The organism is Janthinobacterium sp. 61 (assembly GCF_002846335.1).
Classification (GTDB): domain Bacteria; phylum Pseudomonadota; class Gammaproteobacteria; order Burkholderiales; family Burkholderiaceae_D; genus Janthinobacterium.
This window is the reverse complement of record NZ_PJMQ01000001.1, coordinates 2,555,514-2,574,838: the sequence shown is the minus strand read 5'-3', so window position 1 is coordinate 2,574,838 and position 19,325 is coordinate 2,555,514. Positions and strand designations below refer to the sequence as shown.

General features: G+C 61.9%; 21 protein-coding genes and 1 riboswitch. Of the genes, 13 read left to right on the top strand and 8 right to left on the bottom strand.

What is annotated here, in order from left to right:
* Genes CLU92_RS11815 through CLU92_RS11800 form a run of 4 tightly spaced genes read left to right on the top strand, consistent with a single transcriptional unit; the run spans position 1 to position 3,462 of the window.
* Positions 1 to 1,596 (top strand): tetratricopeptide repeat protein, encoded by a 1,596-nt coding sequence (locus CLU92_RS11815; RefSeq protein WP_180338500.1) that lies wholly within the window; start codon positions 1 to 3, stop codon positions 1,594 to 1,596.
* A 27-nt stretch (positions 1,597 to 1,623) separates the two neighbouring features.
* Positions 1,624 to 2,184: a hypothetical protein gene (locus tag CLU92_RS11810; RefSeq protein ID WP_143452604.1), complete on the top strand. Its 561-nt coding sequence runs from the start codon at positions 1,624 to 1,626 to the stop codon at positions 2,182 to 2,184.
* The gene (locus CLU92_RS27480; protein WP_143452603.1) at positions 2,142 to 2,945 is read left to right on the top strand and encodes a DUF6396 domain-containing protein; all 804 of its coding nucleotides are present in this window, start codon (positions 2,142 to 2,144) and stop codon (positions 2,943 to 2,945) included. The genes CLU92_RS11810 and CLU92_RS27480 overlap by 43 nt, the downstream gene beginning before the upstream one ends.
* Entirely contained in the window at positions 2,902 to 3,462 is a 561-nt protein-coding gene (locus tag CLU92_RS11800) for a DUF4303 domain-containing protein (protein WP_101482049.1), read from the top strand. The genes CLU92_RS27480 and CLU92_RS11800 overlap by 44 nt, the downstream gene beginning before the upstream one ends.
* A 3-nt stretch (positions 3,463 to 3,465) precedes the next feature.
* On the opposite strand, the gene CLU92_RS11795 is transcribed toward CLU92_RS11800, so the two are convergent.
* Positions 3,466 to 3,957: a hypothetical protein gene (locus CLU92_RS11795; RefSeq protein ID WP_101482048.1), complete on the bottom strand. Its 492-nt coding sequence runs from the start codon at positions 3,955 to 3,957 to the stop codon at positions 3,466 to 3,468.
* A gap of 54 nt (positions 3,958 to 4,011) precedes the next feature.
* Positions 4,012 to 4,647, bottom strand: a complete 636-nt coding sequence (locus tag CLU92_RS11790) for a TetR/AcrR family transcriptional regulator (RefSeq protein WP_101482047.1) — start codon at positions 4,645 to 4,647, stop codon at positions 4,012 to 4,014.
* Between the two features lie 67 nt (positions 4,648 to 4,714).
* On the opposite strand from CLU92_RS11790, the gene CLU92_RS11785 reads away from it, so the two are divergent.
* From CLU92_RS11785 to CLU92_RS11775, 3 genes are all read left to right on the top strand, one after another.
* Positions 4,715 to 5,233, top strand: coding sequence for a DUF2867 domain-containing protein (locus tag CLU92_RS11785; protein ID WP_243857995.1), 519 nt, complete (start codon positions 4,715 to 4,717; stop codon positions 5,231 to 5,233).
* 86 nt (positions 5,234 to 5,319) lie between these two features.
* Positions 5,320 to 5,931 carry a nicotinamide riboside transporter PnuC gene (gene pnuC / locus CLU92_RS11780; RefSeq protein WP_101484636.1) on the top strand — a complete coding sequence of 204 codons (612 nt, stop codon included), beginning with the start codon at positions 5,320 to 5,322 and terminating at the stop codon, positions 5,929 to 5,931.
* A complete protein-coding gene (locus tag CLU92_RS11775) occupies positions 5,931 to 6,479 on the top strand; it encodes an AAA family ATPase (RefSeq protein WP_101482046.1) in 549 nt (182 codons plus the stop codon). Before pnuC ends, CLU92_RS11775 begins: the two co-directional genes overlap by 1 nt.
* Here the strand turns inward: CLU92_RS11775 and CLU92_RS11770 are convergent.
* Entirely contained in the window at positions 6,476 to 8,620 is a 2,145-nt protein-coding gene (locus CLU92_RS11770; RefSeq protein ID WP_101482045.1) for a TonB-dependent siderophore receptor, read from the bottom strand. The two genes, CLU92_RS11775 and CLU92_RS11770, sit on opposite strands and share 4 nt — an antisense overlap.
* 87 nt (positions 8,621 to 8,707) lie before the next feature.
* A riboswitch (TPP riboswitch) is annotated at positions 8,708 to 8,805 on the bottom strand.
* Between the two features lie 128 nt (positions 8,806 to 8,933).
* Between CLU92_RS11770 and CLU92_RS11765 the strand changes: the two genes are divergently transcribed.
* Positions 8,934 to 9,113: a hypothetical protein gene (locus CLU92_RS11765; protein ID WP_101482044.1), complete on the top strand. Its 180-nt coding sequence runs from the start codon at positions 8,934 to 8,936 to the stop codon at positions 9,111 to 9,113.
* 13 nt (positions 9,114 to 9,126) lie between these two features.
* On the opposite strand, the gene CLU92_RS11760 is transcribed toward CLU92_RS11765, so the two are convergent.
* A complete protein-coding gene (locus tag CLU92_RS11760) occupies positions 9,127 to 10,284 on the bottom strand; it encodes an iron-containing alcohol dehydrogenase (RefSeq protein WP_101482043.1) in 1,158 nt (385 codons plus the stop codon).
* A gap of 142 nt (positions 10,285 to 10,426) precedes the next feature.
* Here CLU92_RS11760 and CLU92_RS11755 point away from each other — a divergent pair, with 142 nt between their 5' ends.
* Both CLU92_RS11755 and CLU92_RS11750 read left to right on the top strand, forming a co-directional pair.
* On the top strand, positions 10,427 to 10,732 hold the full coding sequence (locus tag CLU92_RS11755) for a hypothetical protein (RefSeq protein ID WP_034750230.1): 306 nt from the start codon (positions 10,427 to 10,429) through the stop codon (positions 10,730 to 10,732).
* Between the two features lie 93 nt (positions 10,733 to 10,825).
* A complete protein-coding gene (locus tag CLU92_RS11750; RefSeq protein WP_101482042.1) occupies positions 10,826 to 11,308 on the top strand; it encodes an Imm26 family immunity protein in 483 nt (160 codons plus the stop codon).
* Positions 11,309 to 11,443: 135 nt separating this feature from the next.
* Here CLU92_RS11750 and CLU92_RS11745 read toward each other — a convergent pair whose 3' ends face one another.
* Together CLU92_RS11745 and ompR are read right to left on the bottom strand one after the other, a co-directional pair.
* Positions 11,444 to 12,802 carry a sensor histidine kinase gene (locus CLU92_RS11745; protein WP_101482041.1) on the bottom strand — a complete coding sequence of 453 codons (1,359 nt, stop codon included), beginning with the start codon at positions 12,800 to 12,802 and terminating at the stop codon, positions 11,444 to 11,446.
* Between the two features lie 13 nt (positions 12,803 to 12,815).
* Positions 12,816 to 13,517, bottom strand: coding sequence for a two-component system response regulator OmpR (gene ompR / locus CLU92_RS11740; RefSeq protein WP_223278807.1), 702 nt, complete (start codon positions 13,515 to 13,517; stop codon positions 12,816 to 12,818).
* Positions 13,518 to 13,781: 264 nt separating this feature from the next.
* Between ompR and CLU92_RS11735 the strand changes: the two genes are divergently transcribed.
* A complete protein-coding gene (locus CLU92_RS11735; protein WP_101482040.1) occupies positions 13,782 to 14,171 on the top strand; it encodes a hypothetical protein in 390 nt (129 codons plus the stop codon).
* Between the two features lie 158 nt (positions 14,172 to 14,329).
* Positions 14,330 to 16,189 carry a FapA family protein gene (locus tag CLU92_RS11730; protein WP_257561066.1) on the top strand — a complete coding sequence of 620 codons (1,860 nt, stop codon included), beginning with the start codon at positions 14,330 to 14,332 and terminating at the stop codon, positions 16,187 to 16,189.
* Here the strand turns inward: CLU92_RS11730 and arfB are convergent, their stop codons facing one another.
* Positions 16,190 to 16,588, bottom strand: a complete 399-nt coding sequence (arfB, locus tag CLU92_RS11725) for an alternative ribosome rescue aminoacyl-tRNA hydrolase ArfB (protein ID WP_034749850.1) — start codon at positions 16,586 to 16,588, stop codon at positions 16,190 to 16,192. It lies immediately after the preceding gene.
* 196 nt (positions 16,589 to 16,784) lie between these two features.
* Here arfB and CLU92_RS11720 point away from each other — a divergent pair, with 196 nt between their 5' ends.
* The gene (locus tag CLU92_RS11720; RefSeq protein ID WP_101482039.1) at positions 16,785 to 17,267 is read left to right on the top strand and encodes a chemotaxis protein CheW; all 483 of its coding nucleotides are present in this window, start codon (positions 16,785 to 16,787) and stop codon (positions 17,265 to 17,267) included.
* Positions 17,268 to 17,308: 41 nt separating this feature from the next.
* Here the strand turns inward: CLU92_RS11720 and CLU92_RS11715 are convergent, their stop codons facing one another.
* Positions 17,309 to 19,306 carry an ATP-binding cassette domain-containing protein gene (locus tag CLU92_RS11715; RefSeq protein WP_166674723.1) on the bottom strand — a complete coding sequence of 666 codons (1,998 nt, stop codon included), beginning with the start codon at positions 19,304 to 19,306 and terminating at the stop codon, positions 17,309 to 17,311.
* Between the last annotated feature and the right edge of the window lie 19 nt (positions 19,307 to 19,325).

Sequence of the window (19,325 nt, the reverse complement as noted above, 5' to 3'; positions counted from 1 at the left end):
ATGCGTAAGAAAAATACCGTATCTTTTCGCCTGCCATTTTTTGCGTTGGCAGTTCCTCTCTTTGTTCCTTTGATTGCTTGCAAAATGCCTAACGACAAAGTCCTGCCACGCAACCAAAGTCTGCCGCTCTTCAATCCTCATGTCGCGGATTTTATTTGCGAAATCGAGGCGAGCAAGGTGCCGCCCATCGATGCGCAAGCCGAGGACTGGTTCCTCGAATCACGCGCCATGGAAGATCCTGAAATTTTCGTGGAAGACCGCGATTACAAAAAAATCGTCGCTCTGACGCGTCAAGCGGCAGAGCGGTTGCACTGGAAGGCGATGCTCAACCTGGCCAGCCTGTACGTGGAAGGGCGCGATCCTCTATATGGTGAGGAAGAGGCGGTTCAACTGGTGGAAAAGGCGATGCGGCTGGGCATACCGGCGGCGTATGACCGGATGGGAACGTATTATGCGAATGGCACGGGTGTCAACGGCGACATCACGCGTGCTTATGCCTTCTGGCAAAAGGCGGCGCAGATGGGAAATCCACAGGCAATGGGGTTTCTCGGCGAAAAATTGACTGCTGGAGAGGATCACCCAGGTATTGATATGTGGGGCAACATTCCTGTAGCGACCAAAATGCTGGAGTGTGCTGTTGCCCAAGGTTATGGTCCTGCGGCATATGATTTATATTATTTATATGCTGCGCCAAGAACTGCAGATGGCACAATAATTGGCGACCATCGGACGCCAGAAACAAAAGACCGCGCACTAAAAGTTTTACATGAAGGTGTCCGCCTGGGTTGTGCGCAGTGCGCACGCGATCTCTCAATAGAGTTCAGCCAACCTTTCAATATGTCCGATATGTTAGTGCCGTTCATTGACAAGGCTCGCGGCGAACGTTATGCGGTACTTAATCGTGCCCTCGGCTTCAATCCCAATCGCCGCTTTCCCAACCTCGATAAAATCTTGCCATTGCCACCGGCCGATCTGCCGCCGTGGGATGGTCAACGAAAGAGCCTGCTAGATGCCGCCATGGGTGTGCGTCCGCCGCCTGCCATCCCGCACGCAAGCGCCGCTTCGCTGTTACAAAAACCGTATTTCCTGGCCGCCGACTATGCGCTGCGTCCCACCGGCTTGCACAGCGATGCGCCGACCGCGCCATTTTCCGCATACTGGCAACCGGCCGCTGGGCAGGGCTTGACGGAGCCGGCCCGGCTATTTCGCAAAGGCGAAGAGTTCCGCCATTTCAGTGTGCTCGATGCCGCTGGCAAGAGTCGTTATGGCCCCGTGACGTGGGAGCAGTGCCTGACGATACGGCATAACCATGGGGCAGTGGAACCGCGCGCGGCGCACGGCTTGCTGCGCGAGGTGGCGCGCCCCGAGCCTTTATTGAGCTGCACTTGCGGGCAAGCCTGTCCGGTCAGCGGCGTCTGGCAACCGTGGGTAGCGGCCGACCATCCGCTGCAGGCCATCGTCAACCAGTACTGGCGCCAGGCCTGGCTGACCCAGGGCGCGCCGTTCCCGCAACCGCGCCGCGACTGGCTGCTGGATTTGCCAGATGGCGAGGTGACGTGGCATTTGATGGATATGTCCCTTCCTGATCTTGGATAGGACGGCGCGGCAGCGATGGAGGATGCAATGGATAGCAATCAATCCAGCATGGCTGGCACGAGAGGACGCCTCGCATCGCTTGTCTTCTTGTGCTGCCTGCTTGCCTGCAAAGTACCAGGCGACAAGGTTTGGCCACGCAACCAAAGCCTGCCGCTTTTCAATCCGCATGTCGCGGATTTTATCTGTGAAACCGAGTCGAGCAAGGTGCCGCCCATCGATGCGCAAGCGGAGGACTGGTTTCTCGAAGCGCGCGCCATGGAAGATCCTGAAATTTTCGTGGAAGACCGCGATTACAAAAAAATCGTCGCTCTGACGCGTCAGGCGGCAGAGCGGTTGCACTGGAAGGCGATGCTCAATCTGGCCAGCCTGTATGTGGAAGGGCGCGATCCTCTATATGGTGAGGAAGAGGCGGTTCAACTGGTGGAAAGGCGATGCGGCTGGGCATACCGGCGGCATATGACCGGATGGGGACGTATTACGCGAATGGCACGGGTGTCAACGGCGACATCACTCGCGCTTATGCCTTCTGGCAAAAGGCGGCGCAGATGGGTAACCCGCAAGCGATGGCATTTTTGGCGGGTAAATTAAAAGTGGGACCGAGTAGTGAGGGCGCGGGTTATTGGTCCAATATTCCGGTAGCGACAAAAATGTTGGAGTGTGCTTTTGGCCAAGGAAACGGTCTAGCAGCCTATCAATTGCATTTTTTGTATTTGTCTCCGCGTGCTGCCAGTGGAGAAATAAATGGACGGCGTAACGCTGAAACAAAAAGTCGTGCATTAAAGGTGTTACATGAAGGTGTTAAGTTTGGTTGCGAGGATTGTGCAAATGCATTGGCAATTGAATTTGGTTCGCCTTTTGATCTTGCCGATATGCTGGCGCCATATGTGGACAAGGCTCGTGGAGAGCGATATCGTATGCTTAGTAACGCCCTCGGCTTCAACCCCAATCGCCGCTTTCCCAACCTCGATAAAATCCTGCCATTGCCACCGGCCGATCTGCCGCCGTGGGATGGTCAACGAAAGAGCTTGCTCGACGCCGCCATGGGCGTCCGCCCGCCGCCCGCCATCCCGCAGCCAAGCGCCGCCTCGCTGTTGCAAAAACCATATTTCCTGGTCGTCGACTATGCGCTGCGTCCCACCGGCTTGCACAGCGACGCGCCGGCCGCGCCATTTTCCGCATACTGGCAATCGGCCGGATTGCGGTCCCGGCATCGCCCGCACTGTTCACGCGCCACCGTCTGCAGCATTGGCTGTGCCACGTATAATTCCTCCACTACCCACCGCTATTCTTTTTTGACAGGCCCCCATGCCCCAGACTCCCGATTTGCCGCCGGATTGGCACGCGTTTGAAACGGCCTATGACGTTGAAGCAACCTGGTTCAGGCTGGCCAGCGCCTCGCTGGCGCTGCTTGGCGCGTCCGCTTTCAAGGATCAGGCATTTTCAGCCTTTGCCTTCAATGCCGTATCGTTTCCATCCATTTCCTTGAGCTTTGACACCGATCCCGATAACCGGGAGCGCGATGACTATCCTCCGGACTGGTCGAACGAGTGCATGGAAGACGATGTACCGGAAATTGGCCAACTGTGGGAGGACGGCCACGGAAGGATCGAAGGTGCGCTGCGCGAGCTGATCGAGGCCGCCGATGACGAGCAGCTGGGCGCCATTGAAGAAGGCTATCTGCACAGTCTCAGGAAAACGATGGTGCGGCTTGAAACGAGCCATGCTTTCGACCAGATCAAGACGTGCGCGCGATTCTGGACCGTGGTCACGCAAGTCGATGCCGATACCGATGAAGAGGAACGTCTGCTCGACCAGTTGCGGCTGGCCGGGGGCAAAGCCATGCAAGACGGGGCAACTGCGGGCTGAATGCTATATCAGGGCTTGCCATGCCCGGACTTCCCCGTCCGTCAGCAATGGCCCCCAGCCGCCACGCAGCGCCGCATCGTGCTGCACATAGTGTTCAAGCTGCGGTACAGCCACCTCATGCCGGACACAGATGTCAAGGACGGCTTCCAGCTGCCGCCGGCTTGCCGGCAGGTCATCGCCATACCAGGTACAGGCGCTCGTTTCCAGCACATGCCCGACAAGTTGCTCCAGCGCACCGAGCAGGTACCCGGGCATGGCCATGCGGAGATCGTCCGGCCAGGGGTCTCCCATGCCCGTCACAGGCAAGGACGCAAAGCCCCGCACCCAGGCCGCAAAATCCCCGGGCTCGACCTGCGCCACCTCCCACACGTGGCCGGCGAACGCGGACAGCGCCCGATGGTGAAGGGCATGCCGCTGGCAAAAGCGTTGCAGGCACGTGACCGCAATGCATTGCCTGGCGATCACGGAAAGCGTATCTATCGATATGTTATTCATGAATCATCAGCTCCTGAAGTCGGCGCCTGCCGATAACACTGCGCCAATTTGATCTTATTGCGGTTGTCCCGCTGTATCCCTGGCCAGCCGCAGCGCCTCCACCGGCAATTGAAAAAACCTCGGCACCATGGCCGGCGACAAATCGTCGCCACCGTCCGCCATGGCCAGGCGCCCGCTCAGCAGCAGCATCACGTAGCCGTGGCCCAGCGACCAGCCGGCGCTGGCGGCGGCCTTGTCCCAGCGGGGATCCAGGCCCGCTTCGCGCACGGCCGCGCCGGCCGTCTGCAGCACGTACTGGAAGCACGCTTGCGCCGCTTCCTGCAGGGCGGGGAACTGGCGCACGTCCTGGTGTTCGAACATCAGCCGGTAATGGGCAGGCGCGGCCAGGGCGAATTCGATGTATTGCTGGCCCAGCAGCTGAAAACGCTGCTCCGCGGGCAGGCTGCCCGGCGGTGGCAGTTCTGCCTCCCATTTGGCGATCAGGCTGGCGAAACCGGCCGCCGCCACATCGGCCAGCAAGGCTTCCTTGCTGGGGAAGTGGCGGTACACGGCGGCGATCGATACGCCCACCGTGCGCGCCAGTTCGCGCAGCGAGAGGGCCGCGTCGTGCTGCTGCGCCAGTTGCGCGATGGCGGTGGCGACCAGGGTGTCGCGCAAGTTGCCGTGATGATAGGTACTCGTTGTCGTCATTCTATGTTATCGCTGTTCACATTGTCGTGTATGATGGTTATGTTATCACTGAACACATGGAGAGCACATGCAAGAGATGAACATCGCCGTCCGCGCCGTGGCCTTGCCGCCCGGCGCCAGCATCGCCCCCTTGTACCCGGGCAGCAACCTGGCCGATGCGTATGCCGTCGACCTGCCGAACGCGGGCGCGCGCGAACTGGACATGGAAAGCCTGGCGCGCCAGCTGCTGGGCAATCAGCCGGGCTGGGCGCGCAAGTTGATGGTGCTGCGCGACGCCATCGTGGCGCGCTTCGGCATCCGGACGGCAAAGCAGATGGAAGCCAGGCCAGGCAAGCGCATTGGCATCTTCCGCATCTTTGCCGTCAGCGACGATGAAATCATCCTGGGCGAGGATGACAGTCACCTCGATTTCCGCCTGTCCGTGCTGCGCAACCGTGGCGCGGGGCGGCATGGCAGCGTCACCGTGTCCAGCGTCGTGCATTGCCACAACAGGGTGGGCCGTGCCTACATCCTGCTGATCCGGCCTTTCCACAAGCTGATTGTGCAGCGCTCGCTGGCGCGCGCCGTCAAAGGGGGCTTTGCCTGAGGGGGGAGGGGGCGTGACGGCGCGGGCAATCTTGCTTATTCATGGCCGGTATTGCATACTGCGCCACCAGCCTCATCACGATTCCCATGAACGATACGCTTCTCCTGCTGGGTTTTGCCACCACGCCGCTTGAACTGATTTCCTTTGTCCTGGCACTGACAACCGTTGCGCTGAACATCCGCCAGAATCACTGGGCGTGGCTGTTCGCCATCATTTCCTCGGCAGCCTACGGTTTCGTGTTTTTCGAGTCGCGCCTGTATGGCGACATGGCCTTGCAACTGCTGTTCATCAGCGTCTCGTTCTGGGGCTGGTACCAGTGGCTGCATCCGGCCAGCGGCGGCAAGACCCTGCCCGTCACGCGTCTGAATGGACGCGGCTGGCTGGCCTGCGCCGTGGGCTGGCTGATCGGTTTCCTGCTCATTGCCTGGCTGCTGACGACGACGGACACGGACGTGCCCCATGCGGACGGTTTCCTCACCGCTGGCAGCCTGGTGGGGCAATTCCTGCTGTCGCGCAAGAAGCTGGAAAACTGGATCGCCTGGATCGTCGTCGACGTGCTGTATGTCTGGCTGTATCTGCACAAGGGCCTGACCCTGACGGCCGTGCTGTATGCCTTCTTCGTGGTGATGGCCTTCATCGGCTTGCTGGCGTGGAGAAAGTCGGCGCCGGCCGCGCCAGATGCCATGGTCCTCAAGTGATGGAGCGTTGCGTGCGCGTGGCGATCCTGGGCGCGGAATCGTCGGGCAAGTCGACCCTGGCGGCCGCCCTGGCCGAGCGCTACGGCACCGTCTGGGTGCCTGAATACCTGCGCGAATTCGTCGAAACCCAGGGCAGGGTGCCCGTCGCGGCCGACCAGTATGGCATTGCGTTGACACAAGTCGAACGCGAAGCGGCAGCCGCCGCGCAAGCCCGTCACTTCCTGTTTTGCGACACGACGCCCTTGATGACGTTGGTCTACAGCCGCCATTATTTTAATGGCGCGGACGCGCCCCTGGCGGCGCTGGCCGATGCCACGCAGTACGATGTGACCTTGGTGACGGCGCCCGACAGCCCGTGGGTGGCCGACGGTTTGCAGCGCGAGTCGGAAGCCGTGCGCCAGCTGATCTACCGCTACCTGCTCGACGCGCTCGACGCACGTGGCATCGTCTATCACGTATTGCACGACAGCCTGGAGGCGCGCCTGGAACAGGCGGCGCCCCTGTTGCAACAGGCGCTCGCTGCAGCGCCTGCCATTTCCCTCAATTAAAAGTCGAACTGCGCCGAGAGCTTGAACGTGCGGCTGGCGCCCGGGTACAGGTAGCCGTCCGATTCCGGCGTCACGTCGCGCCAGTAGAACTTGTCGGCCACGTTGTTGACGGCGGCGCGCAGTACGGCTGTCTTGCCGGCGATGCGCGTGGCGTAGGCGGCGCCCAGGTTGAACACGTGGTACGACGGCACGAAAGTGGTGTTGTTGTACTCAAACGCTTTCTTGCCCGCATATTCCCAGCTGCCATTGACGCTCAAGCCCGCCACCTGTTGCACGGCGTAGTCTGCATGCACGGCCGCCTTGAAGGCGGGCACGTTGGGCACGCGCTTGCCGTCGAGCGACGCTTCACCCGTGTTCGATTGCTGGCTGTTCAGGGCCGTGAACGAGACGCCCAGGTTCAGATCGCGGGTCGGCTTGCCTTGGGCGGAAAATTCCAGGCCACGGTGCTGCGCCTGGCCTTCACGCACGAAGTAGCCGGCGGCGTTCTGGAATTCCAGGCCCTTGCGGATCTGGAACAGGCTGGCCGCCACCATGAAGTCGGGCGTCACATCCATCTTCACGCCGAATTCGATCTGCTTCGAGCGGCTGGGCGTCAGCTCTTCGTTGGCATTCATCGCCTTGCGGTCGGCCGTGCCGCCATGTTCCATGCCCTGTGAGTAGGCTGCATACAAGGAAACATTGTCGAGCGGGGTGTAGACGAGCGATACGTTGGGCAGCAGGAAGTCATGCTTGGCGCGGATTTCCGTGGCTGCCTTCAGCACGTACTGGTAGCCATCGACATTGATATGACGCAAGCCACCGTGCAGCTTCCAGTTTTGGGCCAGGCTGACGATATCCTGCACGAAGACGGAGTTTTCCGTATCCTTGCGCACCAGGCGCACAGGACCCGTGACGCCGGGCGACGTGCCGACGATTTGTGGCTGATAGATGTTGCTCACGCCCACCCAGTCGTATACGTACAGGCCGGCGCGGTCCTTGCGGCGGAAGGTCGATACGCCGGCCGTGAATTCGTGGCGCAGGGCACCGGTGGCGAACTTGCCCTGAATCATGGCTTGCGCGCTCAGGGGCTTTTTCGTTTCGCCCAGGCTGCGGTAGTCATACACATCGAAGTCGCCATTGCCGCAGAAGCCAGGGTACAGCTCTTGCCCGCTGCAGCCATACGGGAAGGCCGTGTAGTCGTCGCGCTTGAACGAGTGCTGGTTGGCCGACAAGGTGGCGTGCCAGTCGTCGCTGAATGCGTATTGGAAGCGCAGGCCGATATTGCTGGTGACGGTTTCCACGGGGCGCGTCCACGGCTGGCGGTTGAGCATGGCGTCGGCGCTGATGCCGGTCGGCAAGGTGGTGTTATTCAGGAGCTGGAAGCCGGGCGCCGTCGCCTGCGCCTTGTCCTGGTAGTCGGCATCGATTTGCAGCAGCGCTTGCGGCGAGATTTGCCAGTCGAAGGCGCCGGAAATGAATTTGCGGTTGCCATCCGCGCCCTTGATGTAGGAGCGCAGGCGCTCGGCCGCCACGTTGACGCGGTAGCCGAAGCGCGTGTCTTCCAGTCGTCCGCCCAGGTCGACGGCACCGTACAGGGTGCCCCGTTCGCGCGTTTCCACGGTGACCGTGCGCAATGGCGCGGCGGTGGGGCGCTTGACGATGAAGTCGATCACCCCGCCCGGCGCGGCCACGCCGGCCTGCAAGCCGGCCAGGCCCTTCAGCACTTCGATGCGTTCCTTGTTTTCCAGCGGAATTTGCGTGTCGCCAGGAATCGCCACGCCATCCTTGCGGTAGCTGGAATTGTTGTCGAGCTTGAAGCCGCGGATGGAAAATTGCTCCGCATAGCCGACGGCGTTGTAGGCGTCGTTGATGCTGGTGTCGAGCTTGACGGCATCGCTGAGATTACGGATTTGCAAGTCCTGCATGTCTTTTTGTGAAATGACGGTGACGGACGCCGGCGTCTGCAGCAGGGGCGCGTCGGAAAAACCGCCCACGGAGGCGCGCTTGGCGGCCGGCGCCTTGCTGGCCGTGACGACGACTTCGGCCATGCTTTGCGTGTCGGCCTGCACTTCGGCGGTGTCATTTGCAGCCAGGGCGGGCGCGGCAAACGCGTGCAGGATCGCCAGGGTCAGAACAGAAACGGATAAATTCGGTGTGGACATAGATTGCTCGTGGTTCAAGCCGTCTCTTGGGAAAAAGTACGGCAGGCTGCTTGTTCGGCTGGCGCCAACGCAGGAGCTATCAAAGGAGGGAGGTACTTTGCGCTTTCCTTCGCTGGCATTATCCAGATCAGGTACGAAGGGTATCTCTCACCCGGATGACTGCTCCAGGACCCCTAGCGAACCGAGAGCTTAGCATGAAGCACGGCCAGCTGTCCCACTGGCTGACCGTTTTACAACACATGGGCTGAACGGGAAGCGTGGACGAACATTTCTGGCAAAATGTGTTTTTACTAATTGCGATGTGGAAACGGCGATGGCAGATTACATGCGCAGGATCAACTTGCGTCTGAATGAGAAGTACCATGTGTTCGTCGGGCCGCTGCTGCTGATCGCCTTGCTAACCGCTGAACGCCCGCCCGTGTGCCGGGTGTTTGTCGGCCTGCTGTGTGCGCTCACCCTCAACAAGGGCATCGACATCCTGCGCAAACTGTAGGCCGGCCAGGCCTTTACAGACTCAATTCCAGCACCTTGCGACTGACGGAGGGCGTGATGTCGCGCTGTTCCCCCAGTGCCGTCATGCCGTGCGCTTCCAGGGCGGACACGACGGCGTCGACGCTGGCGTGGTTCAGGCCATAGTCGGCCAGGCGCGTCTTGACACCCATGTGGCGGAAGAAAAATTCCGTGCGCGCGATAGCTGCCTCGATGCGGCCATCCTCGTCGCCACCATCGAGACCCCAGACGCGGGCCGCGTATTGCAGCAGCTTGGCGCGCTTGGCCTGCTTGCGCACGCGCAGCATGCTGGGCAGGATGATGGCCAGGGTTTGCGCATGGTCGAGCTCATACAGGGCCGTCAATTCGTGGCCGATGGCGTGCGTGGACCAGTCCTGCGGCACGCCCACGCCGATCAGGCCGTTCAAGGCCAGGGTAGCGCTCCACATCACGTTGGCGCGCACATCGTAGTCGTCCGGGTGCGACAGGGCTTTCGGGCCTTCCTCGATCAGGGTCAACAGGATGCCTTCGGCAAAGCGGTCCTGCACGGACGCGTTCACAGGGTAAGTCAGGTACTGTTCCATGACATGCGCAAACGCATCGACGACGCCATTGCCCACCTGGCGCAGCGGCAAGGTAAACGTCTTCGAGGGGTCCAGCACGGAAAATTTAGGATACACCTTGCGGCTCATGAACGAGCGCTTTTCCTGCGTGGCCTTGCGCGTGATCACGGCCGAGCCATTCATTTCGGAACCCGTGGCCGGCAAGGTCAAGACTGTGCCGAAGGGAAGGGCGGCCTCGACGACCTTGCCGCCTTTCGCCAGGATATCCCAGGCCTCGCCTTCATGCAGGGCGGCGGCGGCGATGAACTTCGTGCCATCGACCACGGAGCCGCCGCCGACGGCCAGCAGGAAATCGATGCGCTCGCTTTTCACCATGGCCACGGCCTGCATCAGGGTTTCATAGCTGGGATTGGGTTCGATGCCGGCAAATTCGAGCACTGTGTGGCCGGCCAGCGCCGCCCTGACTTCATCATAGACGCCGTTCTGCTTGATGCTGCCGCCGCCGTAGGTCATCAGGACCCGTGCCTGTGGCGGGATCAGGCTGGCGATGGCGGCGATCTGGCCCTGGCCGAAGAGGATTTGCGTCGGATTGTAAAAGTCGAAATTGAACATGGGGCTCCTGCCGCTGAGGTTTAGGCTATTGCTGAATCATGATTATGGCCGAACGGGTGGAAACGTGTCGTGGACGCTTGAGCTTTTCGCCCGCGCGGTGGAGAATGCAGCCAATGTCACCACCACGCGAAAAGGAATGCGCATGACCACCGTCCCACTGGAAGAATCCGGCTTGCCGGCCACGGCACTCGACATGCACCGCGCCATCGGCGCCACCATCGCCGCGCTGCAGGCGCTGGACTTGAACAGCCAGCGTTTCGAGGCGTGCACGGACCCGGAACTGCGCCGCGTGCTGGCGCATGCGGGAGATACCAGCCGCAAGGAAGCGGCCATGCTGCTCGAATGGATGCGCCGCCGCGATGCGCGCCTGGACACGGCCATGAAGGAAGCGCTGTTCAAGGCGGGACCGATTGTTGCCCAATATCACTATGACGAGAAAATATTGTAACTATTGGTTTGTTGCTGTGGTGTACCATGCGCCACTTTCGCCTTTCTTCGCGTAGACTGTGCCCCGAACACGATTTTGGGAGAGTTTGCAACGATGAGATCATTACCATACCGAGAAGGCAGCTGGTTTGCCGTGCCCTTGCCGGGCGGCGGTTATGCCGTCGGCGTGGTGGCGCGCCGGGCGCCCGCCGGGCGTATCATGCTGGCGTATATGTTCGGGCCGAAACGCGACAGCCTGCCTGCGCTGGAAGAGCTGGAAGGCTTGCGCCCGGAACAGGCCGTGCGCCGCCTGCGCACGGGCGACATGGCCCTGCTCAACGAGCGCTGGCCCCTGCTGGGCGACAGCCTGCACTGGGAGCGCGATGCCTGGCCCATGCCGGCCTTTATCCGCCGCAATGAATCGCTGCAGCGCGCCTGGCGCGCCAGCTATGCGGACGCCGACCCTGCCAAGCTGAACCGCGAGGAATCGATACCCTTCGATACGCCGGGCATGGAAAGTGATTCCCTGTACGGCTACGGGGCGACAGAATTGCTGATGAATAAATTGCTGGTGCAGGAAGCGGCGTCGGCAGCGTAGGTCGGATGAGGCCGTAAGGCCGTAATCCGACAACCTTATTGGCTGTTCTTGTCGGATTACGCGGTTCCCGCTAATCCGACCTGCATCGCCTGCACTGCTGGCGCAAACACCGGAGTGAGCAGGCCCGATTATATTTTACGCCGCTGGCAAGCTGATCTGAAACGCCAGTCCGCCGCCTTCGCGGTTGCGCACCTGCAATTCGGCGCCATGGCGCAGCAGCACGCGGTCGACGATGGCCAGGCCCAGCCCGGCGCCATTGGCTTGGCCGCGCGCCGTGTCGAGGCGGGTGAAGGGTTTCATCAGTTGCTCGATCTTTTCCGCCGGCACGCCCGTGCCGTGGTCTTGCACCTCGATGATCACCTTTTTCGCGCCGTGGCTGGTGCGCACATGGCAGGCGATGTCGATTTCCGTCATCTCGCTGCCCGGCGTCTTGCCATAGCGGCGCGCATTCTCGATCAGGTTGTTCATTACGCGGCGCAGGTCGGTGGGGTTGCCCATCGCATGTGCGCCTTCGGCGATGGTGGCATTGATCGTCACGTCCTGCAGGCGCATGGCTTCGCGTGTCATGTCGCCCAGCAAGCCGCTCAGGTCCACGTCCGTAAAGCTCGACGCTTCCGTCGGCTTGGCGTAGTCGAGGAACTGGCCGATGATGGCGTCCATTTGCCCGATATCGGACTGTATGCCTATACGCGCCTCGTCCGACAGATTCGCCATTTCCACTTCCAGCTGCATGCGCGCCAGCGGCGTGCGCAAATCGTGCGAAATGCCCGCTAAAATCACGGCCCGGTCCGATTCCACTTGTTTTAAATCATCAACCATCTGGTTGAAACTGCGGTTCGCCTCGATGATTTCGATCGGGCCTTTTTCCGGCAGCGGCGCCGGCTGCTTGCCCTTGGCGATGTCGCGCGCTGCCGCTGTCAAACGCGACAGTGGTAAGTTGATCAGGCTGGAAATGATGGCCGCGCCCAGCAGGGACAGCAAAGACACCAGGCTGGCCCAGCCCAGCCACTGGAAGCCCGTCAAGCCGCGCAGGCGCTCGCGGTCCAGCATCAGCCAGTATTCATCGTCGTCGATCTTGAAGCTGACCCAGAAGCCGGCCACGCCGTTGACGCGCGCGGAAAAGCGCGTGTCCTTGCCCAGTTTGGCTTTCACCTGCGCCTCGATCTCGGGCATCAGGTAATTGTCGGGCGGCGGCTCGATGCGGTCGTCCTCTTCCAGCGAGAAGATGCGGATGCCTTCGTTGCTGACGAGGTCGAACAGCAGCTCGCGGCGCAGCTCGGGCGCCGAGTGCGTCAGTGCCGCATGCGTGATGGTGACGACGGAAATGATCTGGGCGGAAATCTGCTGCGCCTGCGGCTCGCGCTGGATGACGGAAATCATGCCTATCCAGGTGATCATGCTGACCGTGGTCAAGGTGCCGAGCAGCAAAAAGGTGCGCCAGAACAGGCCGCTTTTCAGCCGCGCCAGGCTGATATCGGGAACAAGCTTCATCATGCCTCGCCTGCGATTAGCGCGGCTGTCCGTCCGGGATGAAGACGTAGCCCAGACCCCACACGGTCTGGATGAACAGCGGACTCGACGGGTCCGGTTCGATGAGTTTGCGCAGGCGGGAGATTTGCACGTCCAGGCTGCGGTCGAACACTTCGTATTCGCGGCCGCGCGCCAGTTCCATCAGTTTCTCGCGCGACAGCGGCTGGCGCGCATGGCGGGCAAACACTTTCAGCACGGAAAACTCGCCCGTCGTCAGTGGCACCGTTTCGCCATTCTTTTTCAATGTGCGCGTTCCCAGGTCCAGCACGAAGTCGCCGAATTCGAAGGTTTGCGGCGTTTCCGACGGCGCGCCCGGGATTTCATCGGGACCCTTGCGGCGCAGCACGGCGCCGATGCGGGCCACCAGTTCGCGCGGGTTGAACGGTTTCGGCAGGTAGTCGTCGGCACCCATTTCCAGACCCACGATGCGGTCCACGTCTTCGCCCTTGGCCGTCAGCATGATGATCGGTGTCTGGTCACCTGCGCCGCGCAGGCGGCGGCAGATCGACAGGCCGTCTTCGCCGGGCAGCATCAAATCGAGCACCAGCAAGTCGTAGCGTTCGCGCAGCCACAATTTGTTCATGGCCGTCGCGCTCTCTGCCGTGAAGACATTGAAACCCTGTTCAGTCAGGTAGCGGCGCAGCAGGTCGCGCAGGCGCACATCGTCATCGACCACCATGATTTTTGCCTGGTGGCCGTGGATCGATTGCGTAGGCGTATTGCTGCCGGAAGTGGAGGTTGTGGTCATTTAAGGTGTCGTGTTATCGTATATTAGTTGCTATAGTAACGCCTCGCGCGGTGTCGGCAAGGGGGTATGCCGACCCATTACAAAGTGTTACAAACTTTACCCATTTGCTCTTACTGCACCGTGTAAAGCATCATACACTGGGGCCACAGTGGAAATCAGCTTTAAGTTTATACGGCATCGCGGAAGAGGAACTCAATGAATATCTTTACTAAAAAAATTCACGCCGCTCCCAGCGCAGCTATTGCCGCACGTACGACTGTGCTGTCCGCATTTGCCGTTTGCTCCGTGCTGGTCACCAGCCTGGCGCTGGCACAAAACCAGCCGCCACCACGCCGTGAAGACCAGCCGCAAGTGCAGGCCCAGCGCTATGAACAGGTACAGCGCAGCAATAGCAATGATACGCGACTGCGCGAACAGCGTGACGCACGCAGTTTCGACACGCGCGCCGAAGAGCAGCGCCGCGCCAGCGAAGGCGCCGAGGCTTCGCGCCGCACGGGTCGCATGACGCCCGACGAGCGCCGCGACCTGCGCCGCCAGATCAACGAAGTGGGCCAGGATATTTACGCCAATCCGCCTCGCCGCTAGGCATCCTCCACCCCATCCGACAGGGCCATCTCGCAAGACATGGCCCTGTTTGCATCTGGCGGCACATTTTTGCCGAGTCATGCACACGGCCACGCCCCGTGATATTGTTCTAGTGCATTGAGGCAATTCTATGACTGTGTTGCTGGGGGAGGCAAGTGGTGAGCGACGACGACGCACCTGTTCCTGATGCGGCCCCCGCAGGCGGCCTGCCGCATGGCCTGGTCCAGCGCGACGAGGGCGTGTGCCTGGACTTGTCCATGTCGCCCGCGCAGTTGCGCGCCGCCGTCGACCAGCTGTTCCAGTCGGGGCAGCTGCTGGCGGGTCTCGACTACGGTTTGTTCCTGCTGACCCTGTTCCATGCCCCCGCGCCCCGCGCCGCGCCCAAGAGCGACGCCTTGCTGCGCATCGCCTCCCGCGTGGCGCCATTCCCGCCCCAGCGTCGCGCGCTGTACAAGCAAATCAAGATCCGCGGCGACAGCGCCGAGTTTTACTTTGAAGCGCTGGCGCCTGACGCGCAGGGCCAGGTGCCTGCCCGCCGCGAGTTTGACGAACTGGTGGCCGACCTGTGGTGCAAGGGCGTGCACTATGGCATCGATGGCGCTGCCGTGCGCGCCATTCTCGGCAGCGGCAAAGCCGAGCGCATCACGGTGGCGCGCGCGCTGCCGGCCCAGCCGGGGCGCGACGCCCGGTTCGTCGAAGTGTCGCAAGGCATCCACCGCGACGATGCGCCACGCGAACGCTCCGACGGCCGCCTGGATTTGCTGAGCTTCAAGAACCGCTTTCCGCAAGTGAAAAAACACGCGCGCCTGCTGCGGCTGTTGCCCGGTGCGCCCGGCTTGCCCGGCTACGACCTGGACGGCACGCTGCTGCCGCCGCCCGCTCCGCTGGAGCTGGACCCGGCGGCGGTGGCAGGTGTGGGCACGGCGGTCGAGCGCTTCAGCGATGGCGATTACGTCGTGGCCACCCAGGATGGCTATGTGAATGTCGATGCGCACGGCAAGCTCTCCATCGAAAACAAGATCGTCAGCCGCGAAGGCGTCAGCAGCCGCACCACGGGCAATTTGAAGCTGCGCGCCGCGTACGAGGAATATGGCGAAGTGCAGGAGCAGCGCCAGGTCGACGGCAGCGACATCACCATCCATGGCGACGTGTACGGCCATCTGCATTCGCATGGCGGGCTGATATGGTTACAGCGCAACCTGGTGGGCGGCACGGCTTTTAATGAACACGGCGACGTGCGCGTCGAGGGCGTCGCTTCCGGTTCCGTGCTGCAGGCGCTCAGTGGCGAAGTGCACTTGAAGCGTGCCGAAAGCTGCGTCATCGCCGGCACGCGCGTGGTGATCGACCATGCCAGCAATTGCGAGATCATCGCCGACGAGGTCGTCATCGAGCTGGCCGAAGGCTGTGCCGTGGCGGCACGCACCATCCGCATCGGCAGCGCCGGTCCCCGCAAGCAGGTGGAGATGCTGCTGTTCCCGCTGGTGCCCGATTTGAGCGGCTTGGACCAAAAGATCGCGGAAAGCCTGGCCCGGGCCGCGCAATATCAGCAGGCGCAGCACAAGCGCCAGCAGGAAATTGATGCCATCGCGCAATTGCCCGAGGTGCGCAACTACCTGACCCTGGCGGGCCAGCTGCGGCGCGGCGAGCTGCAGCTGCAGCCGGCGCAGCAAACGCAGTACGACAAGCTGGCGGCGCGCATCGCCCCCGTCTTGAAAGAAGTGGCGCGCCTGCGCGTGGAAGTAAAACAGTCGGAAATCCTGCACGCGCAAATGCTGGCGCTGGTGGAGCAGCTGCGCCAGCAGCGGCAAGCGACGGCGGGCCAGTCGCGTTGCACCCTGGGACTGGTGGACGGTGAAACGGCCGTGCGCGCCATGGTCGTGCCGCCCGGGCCGGCCAAGGTCTACGACCGGCCGCCGAAGGAGATCAAGGCGCTGTTGCGCAGCGCCACGCCAGCCACGCAGCCCGTGTTTGCGGACAGCAGCGGCAGCCTGGACTGGACGTACCAGCCAGCGCCGTAATCAGTCTGTGACCTTGCCGCGCGACTGCTTGAGCACGCTGTGCGTGCTCTTGCTGTCGAGGCGGCGCCGTTGCGAGCTGCGCGTGGGCTTGGTGGCGCGGCGCACGGCAGGCAGGAAGGTCACGCTGTCGATGATTTCCTGCAGGCGCCGCAAGGCTTCTTCCTTGTTCTGTTCCTGGCTGCGCGACTGCTGCGCCTTGAGCACCAGCACGCCATCCTTGCTGATGCGGCTGTCGCGCAGGGCCAGCAGCCTTTCCTTGTACGCTTCCGGCAGCGACGAGGCGGCGATGGGGAAGCGCAAATGGATGGCGCTGGAAACCTTGTTGACGTTCTGCCCGCCCGGCCCTTGGGCGCGGATGGCGGAGAATTCAACTTCAGCGGGATTGACGAGGTGTTGCATGGCCTGCCTGTGGGAAAACGATGTGGCTATTGTAAGGGAAGATGGCTGCGGCGGCGCAAGGCTGGGGGCGGAGGCTAAGCATGGCTCCCGGGAAAGTTGATGTTTCTCAACGCAGGGAGCGGCGATGCTGGTTAGCATGGGGCCAACGTTGCGCCACTGCGCATTCTGGCAGCGCTTACCGGATGAAAGGATCACCATGCAGCCCACGACTACGCCTGGCGCCGCAACGGAGCAATACCTGACGCAGTACTTGAGCTTCCGGCTGGGCGGCCTGGAATACGGCCTCGATTATCGCTGCGTGCGGGAATTGCGCCCGCTGAAGGAACTCGATCGCTTCTCCTCGGAAGGGGAGGTGCTGCACAGCGTGGCCGTCTCGCGCGGCGTGATCATCCCCATCGTCGACATGCGCGCCGCGTTCGGCAGCACCCGGGGCGCGCCCGACCCGTCCACCGACGTGATCATCCTGCAGCTGAGCAATGGCGTGATGGGCATGGTGGTCGATGGCGTTACCGATATCGTCAGCCTGGCGCCCGCCGACATCGCCACCGTACCCGGCCTGGGCGAGGTGGAAGCCGATTACCTGATGGGCCTGGGCATGGTGTCGGGACGCCGGCTGATCCTCGTCGATATCGACCGCCTGATGGCCATCCGCAGCCCCAGCCCCATGCAAGCAGCCTGAAAAAAAAGACGACCCGAGGGTCGTCTTTTGTCGTCACTTGATTAACCGAGCTTTTCCAGCTGATCCTGCAGATCGAGCCATTCCGCTTCCAGTTGCGCCAGGTCTTTGGTGAAGAAGGTCTGGTCAGCCAGCAACTGCTTCAGCTTGGCCTTGTTGGCCGCGTCATAGATGGTCGGCTCGCCCAGCTTGGCTTCCGTTTCCGCCTTTTGCGCGTTGCGCTTGGCAATTTGCTCTTCCTGGCGCTTGATCTTGTTTTCGATCGGCTTGCGCAGGGCAGCAGCCTTCTGGCGGTCTTCCGCTTCCTGGCGCTTGTCGCGCACGGGCGCGGCAGGGGCGGCCGCTACCGGCGAAGGGACGGAAGAGGTCACAGGGAAGTCTGTCTTGTTGGCCTTGCCGGCGGCCGGCAGCACATCCGTGCCTTTGCCCAGCTTGGTCTTGAACAGCCAGTCCTTGTAGTCGTCCAGATCGCCGTCGAACGGTTGCAGCTTGCCGTCGGCCACGATGATGAATTCGTCGGTGGTCGCGCGCAGCAAATGGCGATCATGGGAAACGACGACCAGCGTGCCTTCGAACTGGGCCAAGGCTTCCGTCAGCGCTTCGCGCGTTTCCAGATCCAGATGGTTGGTCGGTTCATCGAGCAGCAGCAAGTTCGGACGCTGCCAGACGATCAGGGCCAGCGCCAGGCGGGCTTTTTCGCCGCCCGAGAACGGTGCGATCGACGCGGTCACCATATTGCCGGGGAAGTTGAAGCCACCCAGGAAGTTGCGCAGTTCCTGCTCGCGCACGGTCGGGGCGATCTTGGCCAGATGCCACAGCGGCGATTCGTCGTGGCGCAGCATTTCCACCTGGTGTTGGGCGAAGTAGCCGATGTTCAAGCCCTTGCCCATGGTGGCGTCGCCCGTCAGCGGCATCAGTTCGCCGGCGATGGTTTTGATCAGGGTCGACTTGCCGGCGCCGTTCTGGCCCAGGAGGCCGATGCGCTGGCCGATCTGCAGCGAAAACTTGATGCCGTTGACGATGGTTTTATGCGTGATTTCGCCCGTCGCTTCGTTTTCGATCTTGTAGCCCGCATCGACGTCTTCCATGACCAGCAGCGGGTTCGGGGCCGACAGCGGCTCGCGGAATTCGAACGAGAATTCGGCGGCGGCGCGCAATGGCGCCAGCTCTTCCATCTTTGCCAGCGCCTTCATGCGGCTTTGCGCCTGGCGCGCCTTCGAGGCTTGCGCCTTGAAGCGGTTGACGAACGATTCCAGGTGGGCACGCTTGCGCTGCTGCTTTTCCAGCGCGCCGGCGGCCAGGATCATCTGCGCCGCGCGTTGACGCTCGAAGCTCGAGTAGTTGCCCGAATAGCGCTTCAGCTTGCGCTCGTCGATATGCACGACCACGTTGACCACTTCGTCGAGGAAGTCGCGGTCATGGGAAATGATCAGCAAGGTGCCGGCGTAGCGTTTCAGCCAGTCTTCCAGCCAGATGATGGCGTCCAGGTCCAAGTGATTGGTCGGTTCATCGAGCAGCAGCAGGTCGGACGGGCACATCAGCGCTTGCGCCAGGTTCAAGCGCATGCGCCAGCCGCCGGAGAAGCTGGCGACAGGTTGCTGCATCTGGTCCAGGGTAAAGCCCAGGCCCAGCAGCAATTGCTCGCCGCGCGACTGCACGGTGTAGGCGTCGGCATCGGCCATGGCGCTGTAGATTTCACCGATGGCGATGCCGTTTTCCGACGTGGCCGGCTCCGATTCCAGGCGCGCCAGTTCCGCTTCCAGTTTGCGCAGGGTGATGTCGCCATCGATCGCATAGTCGAGCGCGGCACGGTCCAGCGGTGGCGTTTCCTGCGCCACGTAAGCCACGCGCCATTTGGCCGGGAAATCGATCTCGCCCTGGTCAGGGTGCAATTCGCCACGCATCATGGCGAACAGGCTCGATTTGCCCGCGCCATTGGCGCCGATCAGGCCGATCTTGTCGCCCGGGTTGAGCGTGACATCGACTTGTTCGAGCAACGGTTTGATGCCGCGCATCAGGCTTACTTGTAGGAAACGTATCATTTTTTTCTTTGTAAAGGCT

What these genes read in the sequence shown, in the direction of transcription:
- CLU92_RS11795 (WP_101482048.1), bottom strand. Translation starts at nt 3,957, where the DNA reads ATGAATAACATATCGATAGATACGCTTTCCGTGATCGCCAGGCAATGC.
- pnuC (WP_101484636.1), top strand. Translation starts at nt 5,320, where the DNA reads ATGAACGATACGCTTCTCCTGCTGGGTTTTGCCACCACGCCGCTTGAA.
- CLU92_RS11785 (WP_243857995.1), top strand. Translation starts at nt 4,715, where the DNA reads ATGCAAGAGATGAACATCGCCGTCCGCGCCGTGGCCTTGCCGCCCGGC.
- CLU92_RS11745 (WP_101482041.1), bottom strand. Translation starts at nt 12,802, where the DNA reads ATGATGAAGCTTGTTCCCGATATCAGCCTGGCGCGGCTGAAAAGCGGC.
- CLU92_RS11720 (WP_101482039.1), top strand. Translation starts at nt 16,785, where the DNA reads ATGCAGCCCACGACTACGCCTGGCGCCGCAACGGAGCAATACCTGACG.
- CLU92_RS11750 (WP_101482042.1), top strand. Translation starts at nt 10,826, where the DNA reads ATGAGATCATTACCATACCGAGAAGGCAGCTGGTTTGCCGTGCCCTTG.
- CLU92_RS11770 (WP_101482045.1), bottom strand. Translation starts at nt 8,620, where the DNA reads ATGTCCACACCGAATTTATCCGTTTCTGTTCTGACCCTGGCGATCCTG.
- CLU92_RS11810 (WP_143452604.1), top strand. Translation starts at nt 1,624, where the DNA reads ATGGATAGCAATCAATCCAGCATGGCTGGCACGAGAGGACGCCTCGCA.
- CLU92_RS11800 (WP_101482049.1), top strand. Translation starts at nt 2,902, where the DNA reads ATGCCCCAGACTCCCGATTTGCCGCCGGATTGGCACGCGTTTGAAACG.
- CLU92_RS27480 (WP_143452603.1), top strand. Translation starts at nt 2,142, where the DNA reads ATGGGTAACCCGCAAGCGATGGCATTTTTGGCGGGTAAATTAAAAGTG.
- CLU92_RS11735 (WP_101482040.1), top strand. Translation starts at nt 13,782, where the DNA reads ATGAATATCTTTACTAAAAAAATTCACGCCGCTCCCAGCGCAGCTATT.
- CLU92_RS11815 (WP_180338500.1), top strand. Translation starts at nt 1, where the DNA reads ATGCGTAAGAAAAATACCGTATCTTTTCGCCTGCCATTTTTTGCGTTG.
- ompR (WP_223278807.1), bottom strand. Translation starts at nt 13,517, where the DNA reads ATGGTGGTCGATGACGATGTGCGCCTGCGCGACCTGCTGCGCCGCTAC.
- CLU92_RS11715 (WP_166674723.1), bottom strand. Translation starts at nt 19,306, where the DNA reads ATGATACGTTTCCTACAAGTAAGCCTGATGCGCGGCATCAAACCGTTG.
- CLU92_RS11755 (WP_034750230.1), top strand. Translation starts at nt 10,427, where the DNA reads ATGACCACCGTCCCACTGGAAGAATCCGGCTTGCCGGCCACGGCACTC.
- CLU92_RS11765 (WP_101482044.1), top strand. Translation starts at nt 8,934, where the DNA reads ATGGCAGATTACATGCGCAGGATCAACTTGCGTCTGAATGAGAAGTAC.
- CLU92_RS11760 (WP_101482043.1), bottom strand. Translation starts at nt 10,284, where the DNA reads ATGTTCAATTTCGACTTTTACAATCCGACGCAAATCCTCTTCGGCCAG.
- CLU92_RS11775 (WP_101482046.1), top strand. Translation starts at nt 5,931, where the DNA reads ATGGAGCGTTGCGTGCGCGTGGCGATCCTGGGCGCGGAATCGTCGGGC.
- arfB (WP_034749850.1), bottom strand. Translation starts at nt 16,588, where the DNA reads ATGCAACACCTCGTCAATCCCGCTGAAGTTGAATTCTCCGCCATCCGC.
- CLU92_RS11790 (WP_101482047.1), bottom strand. Translation starts at nt 4,647, where the DNA reads ATGACGACAACGAGTACCTATCATCACGGCAACTTGCGCGACACCCTG.